Raw genomic sequence first — 18131 nt, forward strand, 5'->3', positions numbered from 1 at the left:
ACGGCCGCCGAAAGCCAGGAGCGGATCGCCCACACCCGGAACCGTCTGGTGCTCGAACAGGCGAGGGCCGTCGGCCTTCTTGGCGCGGCCAAGAACACACGCCTTTCCGGCAGGGTGCCGTCGGAACTGATCGAGGCGGCAAAGAAGCGCGCTCATGTGACCTCCGACACTGAATTGCTTGAGCTCGCATTGTCGCGGCTAGCTCTCGAGGACGATTTTGGCGCCCGGCTCGTCGGCCGCAAGGGCAGCATTTCCGCGGACATTGATCTTGACGTTTGATCTCGGGAGCGCACTGCGTTCCCTCAAACCACAGCGGCGTGCCGGAGGGCTGGAACGGCGGCCGGATTCCGCTCTGTCCTGGGCAGGTGATCAGCCGCCTGTCGGCGGTGCATTGCTTCTCGACACGAGCGTCTATCTGGATGTCCTGCAGGGGCGCACGCCTGAAGTGGTCGATGACCTTTTGACCTATCGGCTCTGTCAGCACTCGGCCGTCTGCCTTGCCGAGCTCAGCCATTTGTTCGGCCGGCTGGGCCATCCCACGACGAAGTCGGTCCTGAAAGTGGTTGCGGACACGATCGAAGATATTCCAGCGCACCGGCTGCACGCACCCGACGCCACCGCCTGGGGACGCGCCGGTATGCTTGCCGGCCTGCTGTTCCGGCTGAGCCGCCTGCCGAAAGGGGAGGGGCATGAACGCCGCTTCCTCAACGATGCGCTGATCTTTCACCAGGCCGGTCTGCTGGGCGCGACGGTCCTGACCGGCAATGTTCGGGATTTCGATTACCTCAACCAACTTGTTCCGTCGGTGCGTGTGATCTTCTACCGGCCGGTGACAGACTTGCGCCCGCAGGGTTGAAAGCGTCCATGGGAGATATGCCCGTGCACCGTGATCGTCCACCCTCCTTTGATGACCACCAGTCTTCAAAAGGCTCGCTGACACTCTCCTGCGACCGTTGAAACGCGGGCGGCAACGGCCATTTCTAACGTAAGGACCCACACAACCGATAACTGGATCACATGCCGCCGGAGGCGCGCTGGCGCGAATGGATGCATGGGGTCGAAGCAGCCATCTTTGCGTCGAGCGAGCCGTCGGCCGCGAAACACTCGCCCGGATCGTCGGCAAGAGTTGCAGCATCGACCTCCTCATCGACGACATCCGCGAGGAGTTGCGCGGCCGTCCCAATGATCTGGTTGCCGTCGGCGGCGGCTGGAGACACCTGACCCGGCCGGCCTATGCCGACGCCATCCACGCCACTGCCGGTGCCGCCAGTCCAAACGGCACGTTCACCGGAACTGGTATGGCATGGCAGCAGGTACCGCCAACGACAGTCTGCTACAAGATGCCAGACGGTTGGCAAGACCCACCACCATGGCCGAAGTTGTCGCCACCACGACCGGCGCGGCGAAGAACGAAGAAGCGGCGTCCAAGTCGGTATCCCTGGCCCAAGCCTCATCGGCAGGTGTAACCGCCATCGATGGGAAGGTGAATACCTGTGATCATGGATGCGGCATCGCTGAGCAGGAAGACGATCGGCCCGGCAACCAATATAGGCGTTGGTGGCGATCAGCACCGTTCTTGGCTGGTGACTACGGATGATTGCCTAACCGAGGGACACTCGATGGGGCGTCGTTGCAGCCCTCCGGAGTCGGAAGTGTGTCCCTACGGCAAGCCGCGTCGTAGTCGGCCAGTACCTGGCCGATCGCGACTTGAAGAATAGCGTCGGGATTCCCCGCGGACCCGAGCTCGATCGGGACCATCGGCAGGAATTGTCGCATCAGCGTTTCAGGAATGCTGACGCGGTCGAGCACCTCGCGCAGGCGGCCAACGGCAACGCCGGCCGTGGGATTGCTCCAATAATAGCGGATTCGGTCGCTGTAGCTGTAATGCCGCTGGAGGTAGATGCTCGCTTCATTGCCGTGATAATGACTGTGCCAATGGCCAGGTGCTGCCAGCATCACACGCTCCATGGTGCGGGCAAGCGACCTGTCGCCGTAATCCGCGATCATTTCGGACGCGATCAGGTCAAGCCCGTAAAGCGCCTCGCGCAAGGCAAATGTCAGGCCGGGGCCGACCTTGAGGATGGGAAAGCCGTTGCCGACAAGTGCTGTCAGCGCCGCGCGGCTCTGATAATCGGTGGAGTGCGCCTCGTAGACAAGCGACGGTTCGTCATCCAGCAGTCCGGTCAGCGCCTTCGACGCCTCCGGCCTGTAGGCGACGACGTTTTGGCTGCCGAATTCGACGCCCGGCTGCACGACCACCGCGATGACGCGGCCAAAGGTGTCGGTCAGGCCTTCGCGGGCAAAGATCTCGCGGTGAACGGCGATCGTGCGCCGCGCCGCCGCTGCCTCGGTAGGCTTCAGGTCGCTGATCGTATGGTCGACCCCGCCGGGGACAGGGACCTCGGTGCCGATGATGTAGGCCGGTAAGGCGCTGCCAGCCGCCCGCGCCGCCTTTTCGGCTGCCTTGGCCAGCCGCGCCGCGCGCGTGGCGATGGTCTCGTCATCAAGCGCCGCCGGTTCGCCGGCGCATCCCATCGACGCATCGAGATGGATCTTGCTGAAGCCGGCCCACACGTAAGCCGTGACCATGGCTTCGGCCTTGCTCATCGCTTGCGCCGCCGGCTCCGTGCGCCACGGGTTTGGTCCAAGATGGTCGCCGCCGAAGATGATGCGCGAGGGGTCCAGTCCCTCCCTGCTGGCGATCTCCAGCACGAAGGCGATGAACAGGTCCGGCGTCATCCCGGTATAGCCGCCGAACTGGTTGACCTGATTGCAGGTCGCCTCGATCAGCAGGATGGTTTCCTTGCTCCTGACGGCGCGCCGTATCGCCGTCTGGATCACGACGGGATGGGCCGAGCAGATCGACGTGATGCCGTAGGGCGATCCGTTTCTGCGCGCAGTGGCGAGGCCTGCAAGCGGGTTGGTCCTCATGTCACTCTCGCGGTCCCGGTGATGAAGTCGTCAAGCACGTCCAAGCCGGCGGTGCCTTCCATCGGGCCGCGCCGCGTGACGTTGCGGGCGCCGGCGGCATTGGCGTAAAACAGCGCCTTGCCAGGCTCCATGCCCTTGCGCCGGCAAGTCAGATAGGTGGCGCCAAAGCAGTCGCCGGCGCCGGTTGGGTCGACTTCCTCGACCAGGAAACCGGCACAGTCGATCCTGCTGCCATCCGCGGAGAAATAGCTAGAGCCAGCAGCGCCGCGCTTCAGCACGATCTCGCCGACGCCCCGGGCGATCAGCGCCTTTACCGCCTGGCATTCGTCATCGACGCCGGCCGCGGCAAGCAACTCGTCACCGGAAGGCAGCAGCAGATCCGCATCGTCGACCAGAGAGGTGAATTGCGCCCCATCTGCGCCGTCGATCAGTTCCTTGCGCATGTTCGGATCGAACGAGGTCGAGCCGCCATGGGCGCGCACGGCCTTCAAGGCATAGGCAACGATCTCCTTCAGCCCCGCCACAGACAGAGTGGACCCCATGACATGCAGGTGGCCGGCCCTGTCGGCCAGTTCGCGTGCTTGCGCAGTGAGGCGGATTTGCCCGGCTGCGGATTCAGCAATGTTGTAAACGAAGTCACGGCCGCCGTCGTGCCGGTAGCGAACGAAGGCGCTTCCCGTCGGGTAGCGGTCGCTGATCGACACGGCGGATACGTCGACCCCGTCGCGCCTCAACCTTTCCAGATTGATCGTGCCAAAATCATCGCGGCCGACGCAGCCGATGAGCCCGGCGGCGGCGCCCAGCCTTGCGACCTGGTCGATGAAGATGGCGGGAGCGCCGCTCGGATAAGGGCCGACCAGCGTCAGCGGTTCGAGAAAACCCAGACCCCGAACCGTCGCCACAATCTCGACCAGGATCTCGCCGGCGGCAATCGTCGGCCCCGCGGATTCGGACGCGATCTCCCTTCGCCTTCTCATTTCTGCAATTCCTTTTCTCCCTAACCGGAGCGAATGCCGCTCACGGCGGTGACCGGCGCACGACAGCGCCTGACCGTAGCTGAGGTAAATCGCAGCGAGAGTGAAGTCAACACAAACTGAACACATGTACATTTTGTCTGCTACGCATGTGTGTTTCGTGGTCGCGCCGAGCTCTGAGCCAGCGCATAGCAAGCGTCGACGCCATAGCAAAATCGGACAAACCACGCTTGACTTGGCTTTCCTGTAGCGCAATAGAATATGTACGCATGTTCACTTACACATGCGCATTCGTAAAGGAGGAGACGAAATGCCAATTGGTAAGCATATAGGAATTCTTGGCCTGTCGGTCGCCGCTTCCGCACTGACGGCAAGTGCCGCCTTGTCCGCGGAGATCACGGTAGCCACGGTCAATAATGGCGACATGATCATCATGCAGAAGCTGTCGCCGGAATGGGAGAAGGCGACCGGAAACAAGGTCAACTGGGTGGTGCTGGAGGAGAACGTCCTGCGCGAGCGGGTCACCACCGACATCGCCACCAAGGGCGGCCAGTTCGATGTCTTGACCATCGGCGGCTACGAAACGCCGATCTGGGGCAAGAGCGGCTGGCTGACGCCGCTCAACGATCTCGGCGAGGACTATGATTATGACGACCTGATCGCGCCGGTGCGCAGTGGCCTGACGGTCGACGGCAAGCTCTATGCCGTGCCGTTCTACGCCGAAAGCTCGTTCACGCTCTACCGCAAAGATCTGTTCGATGCCGCCGGCCTGAAGATGCCGGAGCAGCCGACCTATGACCAGATCACCCAATTCGCCGACAAGCTCACCGACAAGTCGAAAGAACAGTACGGCTTGTGCCTGCGCGGCAAGCCGGGCTGGGGAGAGAACATGGCCTTCCTTGGCACGCTGGTCAACACGTTCGGCGGCCGCTGGTTCGACATGGACTGGAAGCCGCAGCTCAATTCGGACGCGTGGAAGAAGGCGATCGGCTGGTATGTCGACACGATGAAGAAGGATGGGCCTCCGGGCATCAGCTCCAACGGCTTCAATGAAAACCAGACGCTGTTCGCCTCCGGTCATTGCGCCATGTGGATCGACGCCACATCGGCGGCGGGCCGTGTCTATGATCCCAAGCAGAGCAAGGTTGCCGACAAGGTTGCCTTCGCCAAGGCGCCGGTGGCAGTCACACCCAACGGTTCGGCCTGGGGCTGGGCATGGAGCCTGGCCATCCCGACCTCGACCAAAAAGGCGGACGCGGCAAAGTCCTTCGTTAAGTGGGCGACCTCGAAAGCCTATGTCCAGCGCGTCGGCGAGACCGAAGGCTGGGTTGCCGCACCTCCGGGAACGCGTAAGTCCACCTATTCCAGCCCGGACTACCAGAAAGCAGCACCCTTCGCCGCAACGGTGCTTTCGGCGATCGAATCCGCCGATCCGACCAAGCAGACCAAGGACCCGGTTCCCTATACCGGCATCCAGTTCGTCGCCATCCCTGAATTCCAGGGCATCGGCACCGAAGTCGGCCAGGCGATCGCCGCCGCGGTCACCGGTCAGCAGTCGGTCGATGATGTGCTCAACGGCGCCCAGACCGCCGTGGAGAAGACGATGACGGAGGCAGGCTACATCAAATAGTCGCTTTCAAGCCCAGAGAGGTCAGCCAGGAGGCGGAATGAGCACAGCCTCCTGGCGATCCGGGCCTGAAAAACCTCCCATTACAGCAGGCCTGGAGGATGCACGGATCCGCCACAGCGGGTCCGTGCGTTTCTCGGGTAGCGTCAGGGATTCGATGGGCCATCTCGATGACGTCGCGTCGGACGCCATCTGGTCCTCTGATACCGGTTCAAGGTTTGCGGAATTGGAATTGGACATGAAACTGAAGAGCAAGATTGCCCTCATTACAGGTGGTGCGCGCGGCATTGGCTTGGGTTTCGCGCAAGCCTATGCGCGCGAAGGCGCCAAGGTAGTGATTGCCGATATCGACATCGAACGCGCGGAGCGGGCCGCAGCCGCGATCGGTGCGGCGGCCTGCGCCATCCTGCTTGACGTCACCGACCTCGGTGCGATCGACAGGGTCGTGGCGGAGGTCGACCGCAATTTCGGCGGCATCGATATTCTCGTCAACAATGCGGCCATCTTCGATATGGCGCCGATAACCGACATCACCGAAGCGAGCTATGACCGCGTGTTCGCCATCAATCTCAAGGGGCCGCTGTTCATGATGAAGGCGGTGGCCAATGTGATGATTGAACGCGGCCGTGGCGGCAAGATCATTAACATGGCGAGCCAGGCCGGGCGGCGCGGCGAGGCGTTGGTGACGCTCTACTGCGCCTCCAAGGCAGCGATCATTTCGGCCACGCAGTCGGCGGCGTTGGCGCTGGTCAAACACGGCATCAACGTCAATGCGATTGCGCCCGGCGTGGTCGATGGCGAGCATTGGGACGTTGTCGATGCGCATTTCGCTCGCTGGGAAGGCCTGAAACCAGGCGAGAAGAAAGCGGCCGTGGCCAGATCGGTTCCGATCGGCCGCTTCGCGCAACCTGAGGATATTGCAGGGCTCGCCGTTTTGCTCGCCTCGTCCGACAGCGACTATATCCTGGCGCAGACCTATAATGTCGACGGCGGCAACTGGATGAGCTGACGCGCCAAGCCGCGCCGTTCTGGACAAGGTCGTCCAAGCAGGGGAGACTGACATGAAGGCCATCCGATTCACCGCCGCGGGCGTCGCCGGCATGGCGGATCTCGACCTGCCCAAGGTCGAGCCCGGACACGCTCTGGTACGGGTCCGGGCCGCCGGCCTTTGCCATACCGACATCGAGGTGTTGCATGGCCGTTACGGCGAAGGCGCGTTTCCGCTGGTACCCGGCCACGAATATGCAGGCACTGTCGAGGCGGTCGCCGATGATGTCACCACCGTCAAGCCGGGCGACAGGATTGCTGTCGATCCCAATATACCGTGCGGGCACTGCGCCGCTTGCCGGAAAGGCCTGACCAATCTGTGCGCCAGCCTGAAGGCCTACGGCGTCACCGAAAATGGGGGCTTCGCGGAATTCAGCGTGGTTGCCGTCAACCATCTGCATGGGATTGGCGATCTCGGGTTCGCCACGGCAGCCCTTGCCGAGCCGCTCGCCTGTGTCCTCAACGGTCTCAGTGCCGCTGGGCTCGAGGCCGGCAAGAACATGCCCGGCAACGCGCTGGTCTTCGGCGCCGGGCCGATCGGCCTGCTGCTTGCCCTCTCGCTCAGGGCCAAGGGCGTCAAGAATGTGGCCGTCGCCGACATTAGCGAACAACGGCTCGCCTTTGCAGAAGCGCTCGGGCTGGAGCCGCTGGTGTCCGGATCGCAGGCCCTGTCGGCGCGGGCGCGCGGCTTTGATTTCGTCGCCGACGCCACCGGCGTCGCCAAGGTGGTCGAAGGCATGGTCGGCTTCACTGCCGATGGCGGCACGGCGCTCATTTTCGGGGTCTGCGCGCCCGACGCGAGGATCTCCGTCGCACCGTTCGAGATATTCCGCCGGCAGATCAGAGTGGCGGGGTCGCACTCGTTGAACCGGAACATCCCACAGGCGCTCGACATTCTCAGCCAGGATGACGGCACGATGGCGCGGCTTGTCAGCCATCAGCTGCCCCTTTCCGAACTGTTGCCGTTCTTCGCCAAAGCCGGCGGCGATCCAACAACGATGAAAGTACAGTTCTCCTCGGAGTCATAGTCTCCAACAGTATAGCCGCGCCCTTGGGTCACGGGCAGTCTCCAGCTCTCGCAAAGAACATTCCACCTCCTTCCGGAGAAAGGGTGACTCAAGTAGACAGTGGCGACGGCAGTTCGAGCAAGGAGCCCATTAATGGCAAAGACGATCAGGACGATGGAGGATTTCTCGGCCTTTGTCGGCTTGTCTCGCACGACGGTTTCCAAATATTTCAATGACCCCAATTCGGTCAGGAAAAACACTCGGAACGTGATCGAGGCCGCGCAAAGGAAGTCCGGCTTCCGGCCGAGCATGTTCGCCGTCAATCTCAATCGCCGCCGCAGCAACATTCTCGGCGTCATCATTCCGAATTCGACGGATCCGTTTTACATGGCGCTGACGCGTCGCATTGAAACGATCGCCAACGAAGCCGGTTTCCTGGCGTTTGTGCTGTCTTCCGACGGACATGCCGAAATGGAAGACCAGGCCATTCAGACGTTCAAGTCGATGAACATTGCTGGTGCCATCATAGCGCCGCTCGGCGTGCAGTCCCACCACCGGATCCTAGCCGAACTCGGGTCGAGCATCCCCCTGATCTACGTCGATTCGCCGCTGGACGAGACCTCGTCTTTCGTCGGCACCGACAACAGGCAGAGTTTCAGGCTCATGGTCGATTATCTCTGCAGGTCCGGCGAGCCGCCCTGCTATTTCGCCATGCCGTTGGTCAACAACAATGCCCAAGCCAGACAGTACGCCTATGTCGAGGCAATGCAGCAGTTCAAAATGACGCCTGAAATCGTGCCCGTCACCGATGCGCGGTCGTGGGATTTCGAGAAATTCGGCTTCGACGAAGCGTTTCGTATCCTGAAGGGGCAAGGTTTTCCGACAAGGACCGTGCTTTGCGCCAACGACCGTGTTGCCTTCGGCGTGATCGCGGCCGCGTATCAGCTGGGCCTGAAGGTGGGCCATGGGGTGGACTGCGACATGCGGGTCGCGGGACACGACGACCATCCCTTGTCGCGCTACGCCTGTCCGCCGATTACGACGGTTGCGCAGAACTACAACGAGATAGGCCGCCTGGCCATCGAACTTCTCCTCGAAAGGCTGGATGAAAAATCGTCGGCCAAACCAGGCAGCGGACGCGTTCTGCTCAACGCAGAACTGATGCTGCGAACCTCAGCCTGATACATGTCGGCCTAAAAATGCGGTCGCAGCCCTGAAGGAAGGACCCGACCTGGCTCCAGTTCATCTCCGCGCGGCGTTCCTAAAGGCTCCATCAGGCTGGTCGCGTAGGCGCAACGCGGGCTCGTCCCAAGCGGATTTTTATATATCAAAAATGGCACTAATGGGAGCGACAAGGTTGAGTCGATATTGATATAAGAACCATATATATTGCAATTCCGACTCCGGGTCGGCGCGCGCGAAGGCTGTAGATTCTGGCTATACCCTTGTAGTTAAACGGTTTTCTATACAAAGATCTGACTCGGATATATAGATGTAGCAGGTGGATCAATCACGTAGGCGTTAGCCTGCGCCCTTGCATTTGCTATAGCGTATATGGTAAGGCCGTGATGCGGCAGGTCGTGAACCTGATTGCTAGTCCCGTGTCATCGTCGAGGTGCGAATGAAGACCACTGGATGGGTGCCCCCTGAACTCGGTCCGCACGCGATCGCCCCGAGGCGCGTGCGCAAAGGTTTCGCCGACGAGTCGTTTTTGTCTGATTTCCGTTTCCAGGCTCCACGTGAGGATCGGGATTTTCCTGAGGTCTTCGTCTGCACCGAAAGGATGTCCTACGATCCCGGCGACACCGTGGAATTTCTTGCCTCGACGACCGCCGATCGCTGGTCGATAACCATCTACAGGGACGGTCATGCGCCGGAATTGGTCGAGCAGGCCGATGGCCTTGCTGGCGTCTTCGCCGCGACGTCGCCCACCGCCTATATGGATGGATGCGACTGGCCCATCCTGCATACTTGGCGCATTCCGCACGACATGCGCTCTGGTTTTTACCGTGTCGTGTCGACCTGCGAGCGTGCACAGGGCGAGCGGTTCGTCCAGCATCATTTTGTGGTCGTTCGCCCCACTCCGCAGACGCAGAAGGGGCGTATTCTGTTCGTCCTGGCCACCGCCACCTGGACCGCCTACAACGATTGGGGCGGCGCCAACCACTATTTCGGCACCTGGGGTGTAGACCGGAACGAGGGCTCGCCGATATTGAGCCTGCGGCGGCCTTGGTCGCGCGGCTTCGTCTGGCTCCCCGACGGCGCGCCGCGGATCACGCTGGACCGCGTCCCACGCATGAACGAGATGCCTCGTTACCCGTCCAAGGAGTGGGGCTACCCGGGCGGATGGGCGCAAAATTATGCCTGCGCCGGATGGGCTCAGTTCGATCGCCATTTCGCGGTATGGGCAGAATCGCAGGGGTACGATTTCGACGTAATCACCCAGACCGATTTGCACGCCCGGCCCGAAACTCTCGACCGCTATAGTTGCGTCGTGACGGTTGGGCACGACGAGTATTGGTCTTGGGATATGCGCCAGGCCATCGAGTCCTTCGTCGAGCGCGGCGGCAATTTTAGCCGCTTCGGCGGCAACTTCCTCTGGCAGATCAGATTTGAAGAGGATGGCGGCAAGCAGATTTGTTGGAAATCCAAGGCGCCGAAACAGGATCCGTTGCGCGATGACCCCCAGCGCAAGCATCTGGTCACATGCGCTTGGGAAAGCCCGGCCGTCGGCTGGCCTGGCGCCTCGACAGTCGGAGTCAACGGCTACCACGGCATGTATGCGAATTGGGGCAGCTTTACACCTCGGGGGTCGCGAGGGTTCACCGTCTTCCGCCCTCATCACTGGGCCTTCGCCGGGACGAATTTGAGTTATGCGGACGTTTTCGGTTCGGAGGCGGGCGTGTTTGGATACGAGGTTGACGGGCTCGATTATACATTCAGCGAGGGGCTCCCACACGCCGTTCCCGCCTCCGGCGTGCCCGACAACATCGAAATCCTGGCCATGAGCCCTGCGGTTCTGTTCGAGCATGAGCAGGTCGGGTCCGGCTTCCGCAACTACATAGGAGACGACGATCTCGAGACCATAGTTTCAATGGCGGGCGACGCGCCGGACGTCGCTCGCCGCAAGCTCCGCTATGGCTCGGGTATGATGGTCTCAATGCCGCGCGGCAAGGGTCATGTGGTCACCGCCGGATCGTGCGAGTGGATCGTTGGACTCACGCGCAGCGAACCATTCACCGAGAAGATAACCAGAAACATATTGGATCGATTTTCGGCTGAGTAACCCCGAAAGCTATTTGGCGTCAACAACAGGGCACTTATGCCGAAGATGTCTGTCACTTAACAAAAAAATGGGAACGGAGTTCGATGAAAATCGCTAGACGTACGCTGCTTAAAGCTACAGCGGCAACCGCCACCATGATGTTCGCGCCATCAATAGGCAGAGCGCAAAGTCAGTCTGTCATCAAGTTCATTCCCCAGGCCGACCTATCGGGGATCGATCCCGTTCAGACCAACAGCCTCGTCTCTCGTCATCATGGCATGATGGTGTTCGACACCTTGTATGGCCTGGACGCAAACTTCAACTTACGGCCGCAGATGGCGGCCGGGCACACCTCTTCGGATGACGGGCTTACCTGGACAATCACGCTGCGCGACGGGCTGCGCTTCCACGATAATGAACCGGTTCTGGCACGTGACATTATCGCCAGCATGCGGCGTTGGGGCAGCAAGGACCCGCTCGGCAAAAACTTGCTGGCAAACACCGACGAACTGAGCGCCAAGTCTGACAAGATCATCGAGTTTCGCCTCAAGACGCCGTTCCCGCAACTGCCCTTCGTGTTCGGAAAGGGCTCGTCTGTATGCTTCATGATGCCGGAGCGGCTGGCGAAGACCGATGTTTCGACGCCAATTTCCGAGATAATCGGCAGCGGGCCATTCCGCTTTCTCGCCAGTGAGCGGATGGCTGGGCAGCTAAACGCCTACGAGAAATTCAAGGAATATGTGCCTCGCGACGAGCCTCCGAGCTTTATGTGCGGGGGCAAGGTGGTCAAGGTGGACCGGGTCGAATGGCACACAATTCCGGACGCCTCGACAGCGGCGGCCTCGCTGCAATCGGGCGAGATGGATTGGTGGGAGCAGCCGACGCCGGACCTCCTTCCGTTGTTGCAACAGATCCCTGACATCGCCGTGGAGGTCAAAGACAAGAGCGGTTTGATGGGCCACATCCGGCTCAATCACCTTCAGCCGCCGTTCAACAACCCCGCCATCCGCCGGGCGCTTCTCGCCGGCATCAACCAGGCGGATTACATGACCGCGGTCATGGGCAACGATCGCAGTCTTTGGCAGGACAATGTCGGATTCTTTACGCCCGGCTCTCCATTCGTGAACGACGCCGGCATGCAGGCTCTGACCGCCCCGCGCGATCTAGAGAAGGTTAAAGCCGACCTGAAGGCCGCGGGCTACAATGGCGAGAAGGTCGTTCTGCTCGTCCCGACAGACCTCCCTGCGTTGAATGCAATGAGCGAAGTCGCCGCGGATATGTTCCGTCGGGTCGGCATCAACCTCGACTATCAGGCGCAGGACTGGGGAACTGTGTATCCGCGTCTGAACTCGACGGAACCCGTCGAAAAAGGCGGCTGGAGCGCGTGGTGCAACTACCTCGCGGGCGTGGTGTGCATCAATCCGATAGGCAACTCATATCTTCGGGGAATCGGCAAGGAAGGCGCCGTCGGTTGGCCTGCCAGTGAACGGATCGAAACACTGCGCAAAGAGTTCATGGCGACGGACGACGCCGCCGAACAAATGCGCGTAGCGAAGGATCTGCAGACACAGTACTTCGAGGACCTGCCCTACATACCGACCGGTTTCTATAAGCAGCCGACCGCTTACCTCAAGACCCTCAGCAACATCGTAGAGGGCTTCCCGTTGTTCTACGGGGTCGAGAAGTCCGCCTGAAGTGTCGAGCGAGGCTGTGCGACGACTGGTCTTGCACAGCCTCTTTGATTCGAACGTCCTCGCGCGAAGTTGCTTCGGCTCTCGTTCCACATCGTTCGTGCAGCGAATGATTTCTTTTATCGCGCCAGCCCTGCCTGGGGCAGCGTCTCACCGGAACCCTAGGAACGAACGCATGTTGTCTTACGTTACAAGGCGAACGATGACGACGATACCGGTGATGGTGTTCGTCGCATTTTTCGTCTTCAGTCTTCTCTATATCGCCCCGGGAGATCCGGCAGCCATTATCGCCGGCGACCAGGCGACGCAGCAAGACATCGCTCGCATCAGAGAAAGCTTGGGGCTCGACCAGCCGTTCCTGATACGCTTCGGCGTATGGTTCGTGGGCCTGCTTCACGCCGATTTGGGAACCTCTATCTTCGCAAACGTCCCTGTCAGCACGATGATCGTGCAACGGACCGGGCCGACTCTATCGCTGATGGTCATCACGCTTGTTTTCGCGGTGCTCGTCGCGGTGCCGCTGGGAGTCGTGGCCGCTTGGCGACAAGGCACGCTCGTCGATCGCATCGTTATGGGCGCTGCGGTGGTCGGCTTTTCGGTGCCCGTCTTCGTCGTCGGCTATGCACTCTGTTATGTCCTGGCGTTGCATTTTCAGATACTGCCCGTCCAAGGATACGCCCCTCTCGAGAGAGGATTGTGGCCTTGGTTCAGATCGCTGATTCTGCCTTCCCTGACCTTATCCACGGGCTACATCGCGTTGATCGCACGCGTTACCCGCGCAGCGATGCTGGAAGTCGTGCAGCAAGACTACATACGCACAGCCAAGGCCAAGGGCGTCGGCCAGCGGATGATCCTTTTCGTTCATGCACTGAAGAACGCGGCGATTCCGATCGTGACGGTGATTGGAATCGGGGTCGGGCTTTTGATCGGAGGAGCTGTCGTCACCGAGAGCGTGTTCGTCATCCCTGGCCTGGGCCGCCTTACGGTCGACGCCATCCTGCGGCGCGACTATCCCGTTATCCAAGGCGTCGTCCTCCTCTTCAGTTTCTCTTATGTGATCGTCAACCTCCTGATCGACCTGCTTTACACGGTCTTCGATCCACGAGTGAAATACTAGGAATGAGCGATGAGTAGCGACATTGACGACGGCATACCCGCGGACTTTCTGCCGCCGGTAAAGGTGCGAACAGGTGTTCTCGGCTTCGCGCTCCGCAACCCAACCATCACGATCGGCGCAACGCTCTTGACGTCGATTGCGGCCATCGCCGTCGCCGCTCCGATCCTATGGACAGTAGACCCGACGGCGCTCGCCCCCTCGCTCAGAACGCTCGCGCCCTCCGCCGAGCATTGGTTCGGAACGGACATGCTTGGCCGTGACGTTTATTCGCGCGTCATTTATGGCACCCGTGTTTCACTTGTCGTCGGGCTGGCCGTCGCCGTCATCGCATCCGTTTTGGGTTTATTGATCGGGCTGGTCTCGGGTTTCTTGCGAAGCGCCGATTCCATAATCATGCGCGTGATGGACGGTCTCATGTCCATCCCGCCCATTCTCCTGGCGATAGCTCTCATCGCTCTCATGCGCGGCTCCATCGTAAATGTGATCTTTGCCATTAGCGTCGCGGAAATACCCCGGGTCGCTCGACTCGTGCGCGGAGTGGTTCTGTCATTGCGCGAACAGCCCTATGTCGACGCCGCAATCGTTTCGGGGACTCATAGGGCGAAAATCATATACCGCCACATCATGCCAAACACGCTGGCTCCGCTTCTGGTGCACGCAACATATGTCTGCGCCTCGGCGATGATCACCGAGGCTGTCCTTTCGTTCATCGGCGCCGGGACGCCACCGACCACACCGTCTTGGGGCAACATCATGGCTGAGGGGCGTGCGCTCTGGCAGGTGAAGCCGTACATCGTGATGTTCCCGGCGGCTTTTCTTTCGGTCACCGTGCTTGCCATCAACATGCTTGGCGACGGTATGCGCGACGCGCTTGATCCGCGAATTGCAGGGAAAGTCTAACATGCGTCTGTTGGAAGTGTCGCGGCTGCAGACGCACTTCAGGTCGCGGGACGGCATCACTCGCGCGGTCGACGGCGTCTCATTCGGCGTTGACGCCGGGGAGACACTCGCGATCGTTGGAGAATCCGGGTCCGGAAAATCCGTCACCGCGATGTCCATTCTCGGCCTGATCGATGCGTCGTCCGGCGGGTCGCGCGGGTCGATCAAATTGATGGGCAGGGAATTGCTGGGACTGCCGGAGCGAGACATGCGCCGGATCCGTGGCAAGGACATGGCCATGATCTTTCAAGAGCCGATGACGAGCCTTAACCCGGTTCTCTCGATCGGCTACCAGCTCTCCGAGTCGGTGCGGCTTCACGAGGGTCTGGGAAAGAAGGAAGCCGAGCGCCGCGCTATCGAGATGCTCGATCTCGTCGGAATCCCGGAAGCGCGGCGTCGCATCAACGACTATCCGCATCAGCTGTCTGGAGGAATGCGTCAACGGGTGATGATTGCGATGGCCATCGCCTGCAGTCCGAAGCTCCTGATCGCCGATGAGCCTACGACCGCGCTTGACGTCACCATCCAGCTTCAGATCCTCAATCTGATGCGCGAGCTGAAACGCAAGGTCGGCGCCGCGGTCGTCATTATCACGCACGACCTGGGTGTGGTCGCTGAGATCGCGGACCGCGTAATGGTCATGTATGCGGGGCGTGTGGTCGAGGCGACGACGGCGACCGAACTCTTCGAGCGTCCCCTGCATCCGTACACGATCGGCTTGCTCGGATCGGTTCCGAAACTGGGTTCTTCCCTGGCGGGCGAAACAAGCCGTCTTGCAGACATTCCCGGCATGGTTCCGAGCCTGAAGCGCAGGATCGACTACTGCGCTTTCGCGTCAAGGTGCATTCGGGCGACGGAGATATGCCGCAATACCGTCCCGCCGCTAATCATGAAGGCGCCGGCGCATGAGGTCGCCTGCCATCACGCGGTAGTCGACGCAATGGAGCAGCCGATATGACGGTGCCGATACTTCAAGTCCTTGGGTTGAAGAAATACTACCCATTGTCATCGACACCTTTTTGGGGGACCAAGAGCTTCGTGCATGCAGTCGACGATGTGTCGTTTGAGCTTCATCGCGGTGAAACCCTGTCGCTGGTTGGAGAGTCAGGCTGCGGAAAGTCCACGGTCGGACGCTCGATACTCGGTCTTTCCAGGCTGACTGCCGGGCAAATCTTCCTGGACGGTACGCGTATCGACGCATTCAGCCAAAGCGCGTGGCGGCCGCTGCGCAGGCGCATGCAGTTCGTATTTCAGGACCCGTTCAGCTCATTGAACCCACGTATGCGCGTGGGGGACATTCTGGCCGAACCACTGCGCAATTTCTCACTTGCGACCAATAGCAGCGAGATCGACGCTAAGGTCGGTAAGCTGCTCGAGACGGTGAGCCTGCCGAAAGACGCCGGTTCCCGATGGCCGCACGAGTTCTCCGGCGGTCAGAGGCAGCGGATCGGTATCGCGCGGGCCCTGGCGACCAATCCCGACGTCATCGTATGCGACGAGGCAGTCAGCGCCCTCGACGTCTCGGTCAAGGCGCAGATCATCAACCTTCTTCAGGATCTACAGGCTGAACTGGGCGTCGCCCTGCTTTTCATCAGCCACGATCTCGCCGTGGTCGAGCACCTGACGCACCGCGTGGCTGTGATGTATCTTGGCAAGATCGTTGAACTCGGCTCCAAGCGAGACGTTTTCGCGGCTCCCAGGCATCCATACACGGAGGCGCTGATGTCGGCCGTTCCCGTGCCGAAAGTGGGCGACCAGAGGCGGCGAATCGTCCTGAACGGCGATATACCGAGCCCGATCAACCCTCCAACCGGCTGCTATTTCCACACTCGATGCCCGCACGCCTTCGACAGGTGCGTTCGGGTGGAGCCTGCGCTGAAAGAGGTGACGCCCGGACGCCTCGCCGCATGTCACCTGAATGATGAGTCACCTCAGGCGGGAGCCTCGCTGTAGATGCCGCGACGCGAACTCGGCGCTGTCCGATGGAGGCTGGGATTGCGATCACGTCGGAACTCGGCGCATCCACATCAGTTCCGTCAGGGCGGAGACTTCGACAGGATCCGGCGATTGCGTTTTGGTATCGAACAGCAAAGGCCGTAGACGGCCGGACCTATGCCCTGGGGACATTCGTCCTAGAAGCAACCAGCTCCGGCTTAGGCGTAGCGAGCCAGTCATTTTTCATTTGTGCGCCGGTTTTAACATCCTACTAGCATGACGGCGGATGTTAGCCGCAGATCTTCCGGTGCGTATGAATGCCTTCTCGGCCGATCAACTCTGCACAATGGCCGCGGGACGCGCTGGGATGCCCACCTCACCAGCCGAATTGTGTTGCCGCGCGGTCAACGACCGCGCGAGCAATTGGCATGGAGGACGTCGCTGCCGGGGAAGGCGCGTTGCAGACATGCACGATCCGGGCCGTGGAGCGTATGATGAAGTCATGCTCGATCGTCCCATCGCTCATTACCGCTTGGGCGCGGATACCCGGACGGTAAGGCTCCAGGTCGTCGATCTTCAGTTCGGGGCAGTACTGCCTGCAAAGCGCCAGATAGCGTCGTTTGCTCAAAGAATTGGCCATCTCCGACAGACCCAAACGAAGATTGTTCTTCGCAAACACGCGGAACCCACGGTACGAGAATATCTCGGCTACATCTTTGAAGCTGAAATCGCCAAACCTGTAGCCTTCGCGCGCGAACGCGAGCACGGCGTTCGGTCCCACGGTGACGTATCCGCCGATCATGCGCGTTAGGTGGACGCCGAGGAATGGCAAGGCGGGATCCGGTACGGGATATATCAGGTGGCTAACGATGTCGTTTTTGTGCGGGCCGAGCCTGTAATACTCGCCGCGAAATGGCACCAGTTGAAAATCCAGGGTCAGTCCACTGAGCTTGGCCAGGCGGTCCGCCATAATCCCGGCGCAGACGATCAGGTGACGTGCCTTGATTGTCCTCGGGCCCGCCTCGATCGTGACCCCGTTCGGGTCCTCCTTGATGGCCTCGACCTTCAAGCCGGTGAGGATTTCACCACCGTGGCGCACCACTTCCGCACCCATTTTGCGGGCGATTACGGCATAGTCGACGATGCCAGTGGTCGGCACGAATAGCGCCCCGAGGCCTGTTATCCTGGGCTCACGCCGCGCAAGCTCCTTTGCATCGAGAACTTCGACATTCAGGCCATTCTCCTTGCTGCGTCCGTGGAGAGCGGTCATGCGCGGGAGATCGTCCGGCTTTGTCGCCAAGATCATCTTTCCGCATTGATCGAATGGTATGGAGTGCTGGCGGCAGAAAGCTATGGTCGCCTCGACCCCCTCCTTGCAGAACAAGGCTTTCAAGCTGCCTGGCTTGTAGTAGACGCCGGCATGAATGACGCCGCTGTTTCGCCCAGTTTGATGCTGGGCGAGGTCCGCCTCCTTTTCGATGATCGCAACTGAAAAACCAGGATAGCGGTCACTTATCCGCATTGCGGTCGCAACGCCAACAATGCCGCCGCCGATGATCACGACGTCGTATGTGCTCATGGATTGGTTCCGTCTGTTT

General features: G+C 60.7%; 16 protein-coding genes and 1 pseudogene. 14 read left to right on the forward strand and 3 right to left on the reverse strand.

The window, feature by feature from the left end:
- Window positions 1-24 precede the first annotated feature (24 nt).
- The 4 genes and pseudogenes from NKI20_RS25625 to NKI20_RS33805 all read left to right on the forward strand — a co-directional run bounded on the left by NKI20_RS25625 (window position 25) and on the right by NKI20_RS33805 (window position 1597).
- A complete protein-coding gene (locus NKI20_RS25625) occupies window positions 25-279 on the forward strand; it encodes a hypothetical protein (RefSeq protein ID WP_502898159.1) in 255 nt (84 codons plus the stop codon).
- Window positions 269-856 (forward strand): type II toxin-antitoxin system VapC family toxin, encoded by a 588-nt coding sequence (locus NKI20_RS25630; protein ID WP_352835566.1) that lies wholly within the window; start codon window positions 269-271, stop codon window positions 854-856. Before NKI20_RS25625 ends, NKI20_RS25630 begins: the two co-directional genes overlap by 11 nt.
- 152 nt (window positions 857-1008) lie before the next feature.
- Window positions 1009-1262, forward strand: a pseudogene (locus tag NKI20_RS25635) (SMC-Scp complex subunit ScpB); the annotation flags it as partial.
- 41 nt (window positions 1263-1303) lie between these two features.
- Window positions 1304-1597: a hypothetical protein gene (locus tag NKI20_RS33805; protein WP_502898160.1), complete on the forward strand. Its 294-nt coding sequence runs from the start codon at window positions 1304-1306 to the stop codon at window positions 1595-1597.
- Here the strand turns inward: NKI20_RS33805 and NKI20_RS25645 are convergent.
- Window positions 1588-2931: a D-tagatose-bisphosphate aldolase, class II, non-catalytic subunit gene (locus tag NKI20_RS25645; RefSeq protein WP_352835572.1), complete on the reverse strand. Its 1344-nt coding sequence runs from the start codon at window positions 2929-2931 to the stop codon at window positions 1588-1590. The two genes, NKI20_RS33805 and NKI20_RS25645, sit on opposite strands and share 10 nt — an antisense overlap.
- Window positions 2928-3908: a tagatose kinase gene (locus NKI20_RS25650; protein ID WP_352835575.1), complete on the reverse strand. Its 981-nt coding sequence runs from the start codon at window positions 3906-3908 to the stop codon at window positions 2928-2930. The genes NKI20_RS25645 and NKI20_RS25650 overlap by 4 nt, the downstream gene beginning before the upstream one ends.
- Window positions 3909-4215: 307 nt before the next feature.
- Between NKI20_RS25650 and NKI20_RS25655 the strand changes: the two genes are divergently transcribed.
- The 10 genes from NKI20_RS25655 to NKI20_RS25700 all read left to right on the forward strand — a co-directional run bounded on the left by NKI20_RS25655 (window position 4216) and on the right by NKI20_RS25700 (window position 16551).
- A complete protein-coding gene (locus NKI20_RS25655) occupies window positions 4216-5535 on the forward strand; it encodes an ABC transporter substrate-binding protein (protein ID WP_502898158.1) in 1320 nt (439 codons plus the stop codon).
- Window positions 5536-5770: 235 nt separating this feature from the next.
- Window positions 5771-6541, forward strand: coding sequence for an L-iditol 2-dehydrogenase (locus NKI20_RS25660; RefSeq protein ID WP_352835578.1), 771 nt, complete (start codon window positions 5771-5773; stop codon window positions 6539-6541).
- Window positions 6542-6593: 52 nt separating this feature from the next.
- Window positions 6594-7607 carry a zinc-dependent alcohol dehydrogenase family protein gene (locus NKI20_RS25665; RefSeq protein WP_352835580.1) on the forward strand — a complete coding sequence of 338 codons (1014 nt, stop codon included), beginning with the start codon at window positions 6594-6596 and terminating at the stop codon, window positions 7605-7607.
- Between the two features lie 153 nt (window positions 7608-7760).
- Window positions 7761-8768 carry a LacI family DNA-binding transcriptional regulator gene (locus NKI20_RS25670; protein WP_352835658.1) on the forward strand — a complete coding sequence of 336 codons (1008 nt, stop codon included), beginning with the start codon at window positions 7761-7763 and terminating at the stop codon, window positions 8766-8768.
- A gap of 439 nt (window positions 8769-9207) precedes the next feature.
- The gene (locus NKI20_RS25675) at window positions 9208-10872 is read left to right on the forward strand and encodes a N,N-dimethylformamidase beta subunit family domain-containing protein (protein WP_352835582.1); all 1665 of its coding nucleotides are present in this window, start codon (window positions 9208-9210) and stop codon (window positions 10870-10872) included.
- 83 nt (window positions 10873-10955) lie between these two features.
- Window positions 10956-12545, forward strand: coding sequence for an ABC transporter substrate-binding protein (locus tag NKI20_RS25680; protein ID WP_352835584.1), 1590 nt, complete (start codon window positions 10956-10958; stop codon window positions 12543-12545).
- A gap of 172 nt (window positions 12546-12717) precedes the next feature.
- Window positions 12718-13659, forward strand: coding sequence for an ABC transporter permease (locus tag NKI20_RS25685; RefSeq protein ID WP_352835587.1), 942 nt, complete (start codon window positions 12718-12720; stop codon window positions 13657-13659).
- A 9-nt stretch (window positions 13660-13668) separates the two neighbouring features.
- Entirely contained in the window at window positions 13669-14559 is an 891-nt protein-coding gene (locus NKI20_RS25690; RefSeq protein WP_352726486.1) for an ABC transporter permease, read from the forward strand.
- A 1-nt stretch (window position 14560) separates the two neighbouring features.
- A complete protein-coding gene (locus NKI20_RS25695; RefSeq protein ID WP_352835661.1) occupies window positions 14561-15556 on the forward strand; it encodes an ABC transporter ATP-binding protein in 996 nt (331 codons plus the stop codon).
- The gene (locus NKI20_RS25700) at window positions 15553-16551 is read left to right on the forward strand and encodes an ABC transporter ATP-binding protein (protein ID WP_352835591.1); all 999 of its coding nucleotides are present in this window, start codon (window positions 15553-15555) and stop codon (window positions 16549-16551) included. The genes NKI20_RS25695 and NKI20_RS25700 overlap by 4 nt, the downstream gene beginning before the upstream one ends.
- A gap of 358 nt (window positions 16552-16909) precedes the next feature.
- Here NKI20_RS25700 and lhgD read toward each other — a convergent pair whose 3' ends face one another.
- Complete coding sequence (lhgD, locus tag NKI20_RS25705; protein WP_352835595.1) at window positions 16910-18112, reverse strand: L-2-hydroxyglutarate dehydrogenase; 1203 nt, start codon at window positions 18110-18112, stop codon at window positions 16910-16912.
- Window positions 18113-18131 lie beyond the last annotated feature (19 nt).

This window comes from Mesorhizobium sp. M0830, from assembly GCF_040319965.1.
GTDB lineage: Bacteria > Pseudomonadota > Alphaproteobacteria > Rhizobiales > Rhizobiaceae > Mesorhizobium.

Bases quoted from the DNA above. Each gene is read 5' to 3' on its own strand.
- NKI20_RS25665 (WP_352835580.1), top strand. From the start codon at position 6,594: ATGAAGGCCATCCGATTCACCGCCGCGGGCGTCGCCGGCATGGCGGAT.
- NKI20_RS25670 (WP_352835658.1), top strand. From the start codon at position 7,761: ATGGAGGATTTCTCGGCCTTTGTCGGCTTGTCTCGCACGACGGTTTCC.
- lhgD (WP_352835595.1), bottom strand. From the start codon at position 18,112: ATGAGCACATACGACGTCGTGATCATCGGCGGCGGCATTGTTGGCGTT.
- NKI20_RS33805 (WP_502898160.1), top strand. From the start codon at position 1,304: ATGGCAGCAGGTACCGCCAACGACAGTCTGCTACAAGATGCCAGACGG.
- NKI20_RS25655 (WP_502898158.1), top strand. From the start codon at position 4,216: ATGCCAATTGGTAAGCATATAGGAATTCTTGGCCTGTCGGTCGCCGCT.
- NKI20_RS25690 (WP_352726486.1), top strand. From the start codon at position 13,669: ATGAGTAGCGACATTGACGACGGCATACCCGCGGACTTTCTGCCGCCG.
- NKI20_RS25685 (WP_352835587.1), top strand. From the start codon at position 12,718: ATGTTGTCTTACGTTACAAGGCGAACGATGACGACGATACCGGTGATG.
- NKI20_RS25675 (WP_352835582.1), top strand. From the start codon at position 9,208: ATGAAGACCACTGGATGGGTGCCCCCTGAACTCGGTCCGCACGCGATC.
- NKI20_RS25645 (WP_352835572.1), bottom strand. From the start codon at position 2,931: ATGAGGACCAACCCGCTTGCAGGCCTCGCCACTGCGCGCAGAAACGGA.
- NKI20_RS25680 (WP_352835584.1), top strand. From the start codon at position 10,956: ATGAAAATCGCTAGACGTACGCTGCTTAAAGCTACAGCGGCAACCGCC.
- NKI20_RS25650 (WP_352835575.1), bottom strand. From the start codon at position 3,908: ATGAGAAGGCGAAGGGAGATCGCGTCCGAATCCGCGGGGCCGACGATT.
- NKI20_RS25700 (WP_352835591.1), top strand. From the start codon at position 15,553: ATGACGGTGCCGATACTTCAAGTCCTTGGGTTGAAGAAATACTACCCA.
- NKI20_RS25695 (WP_352835661.1), top strand. From the start codon at position 14,561: ATGCGTCTGTTGGAAGTGTCGCGGCTGCAGACGCACTTCAGGTCGCGG.
- NKI20_RS25660 (WP_352835578.1), top strand. From the start codon at position 5,771: ATGAAACTGAAGAGCAAGATTGCCCTCATTACAGGTGGTGCGCGCGGC.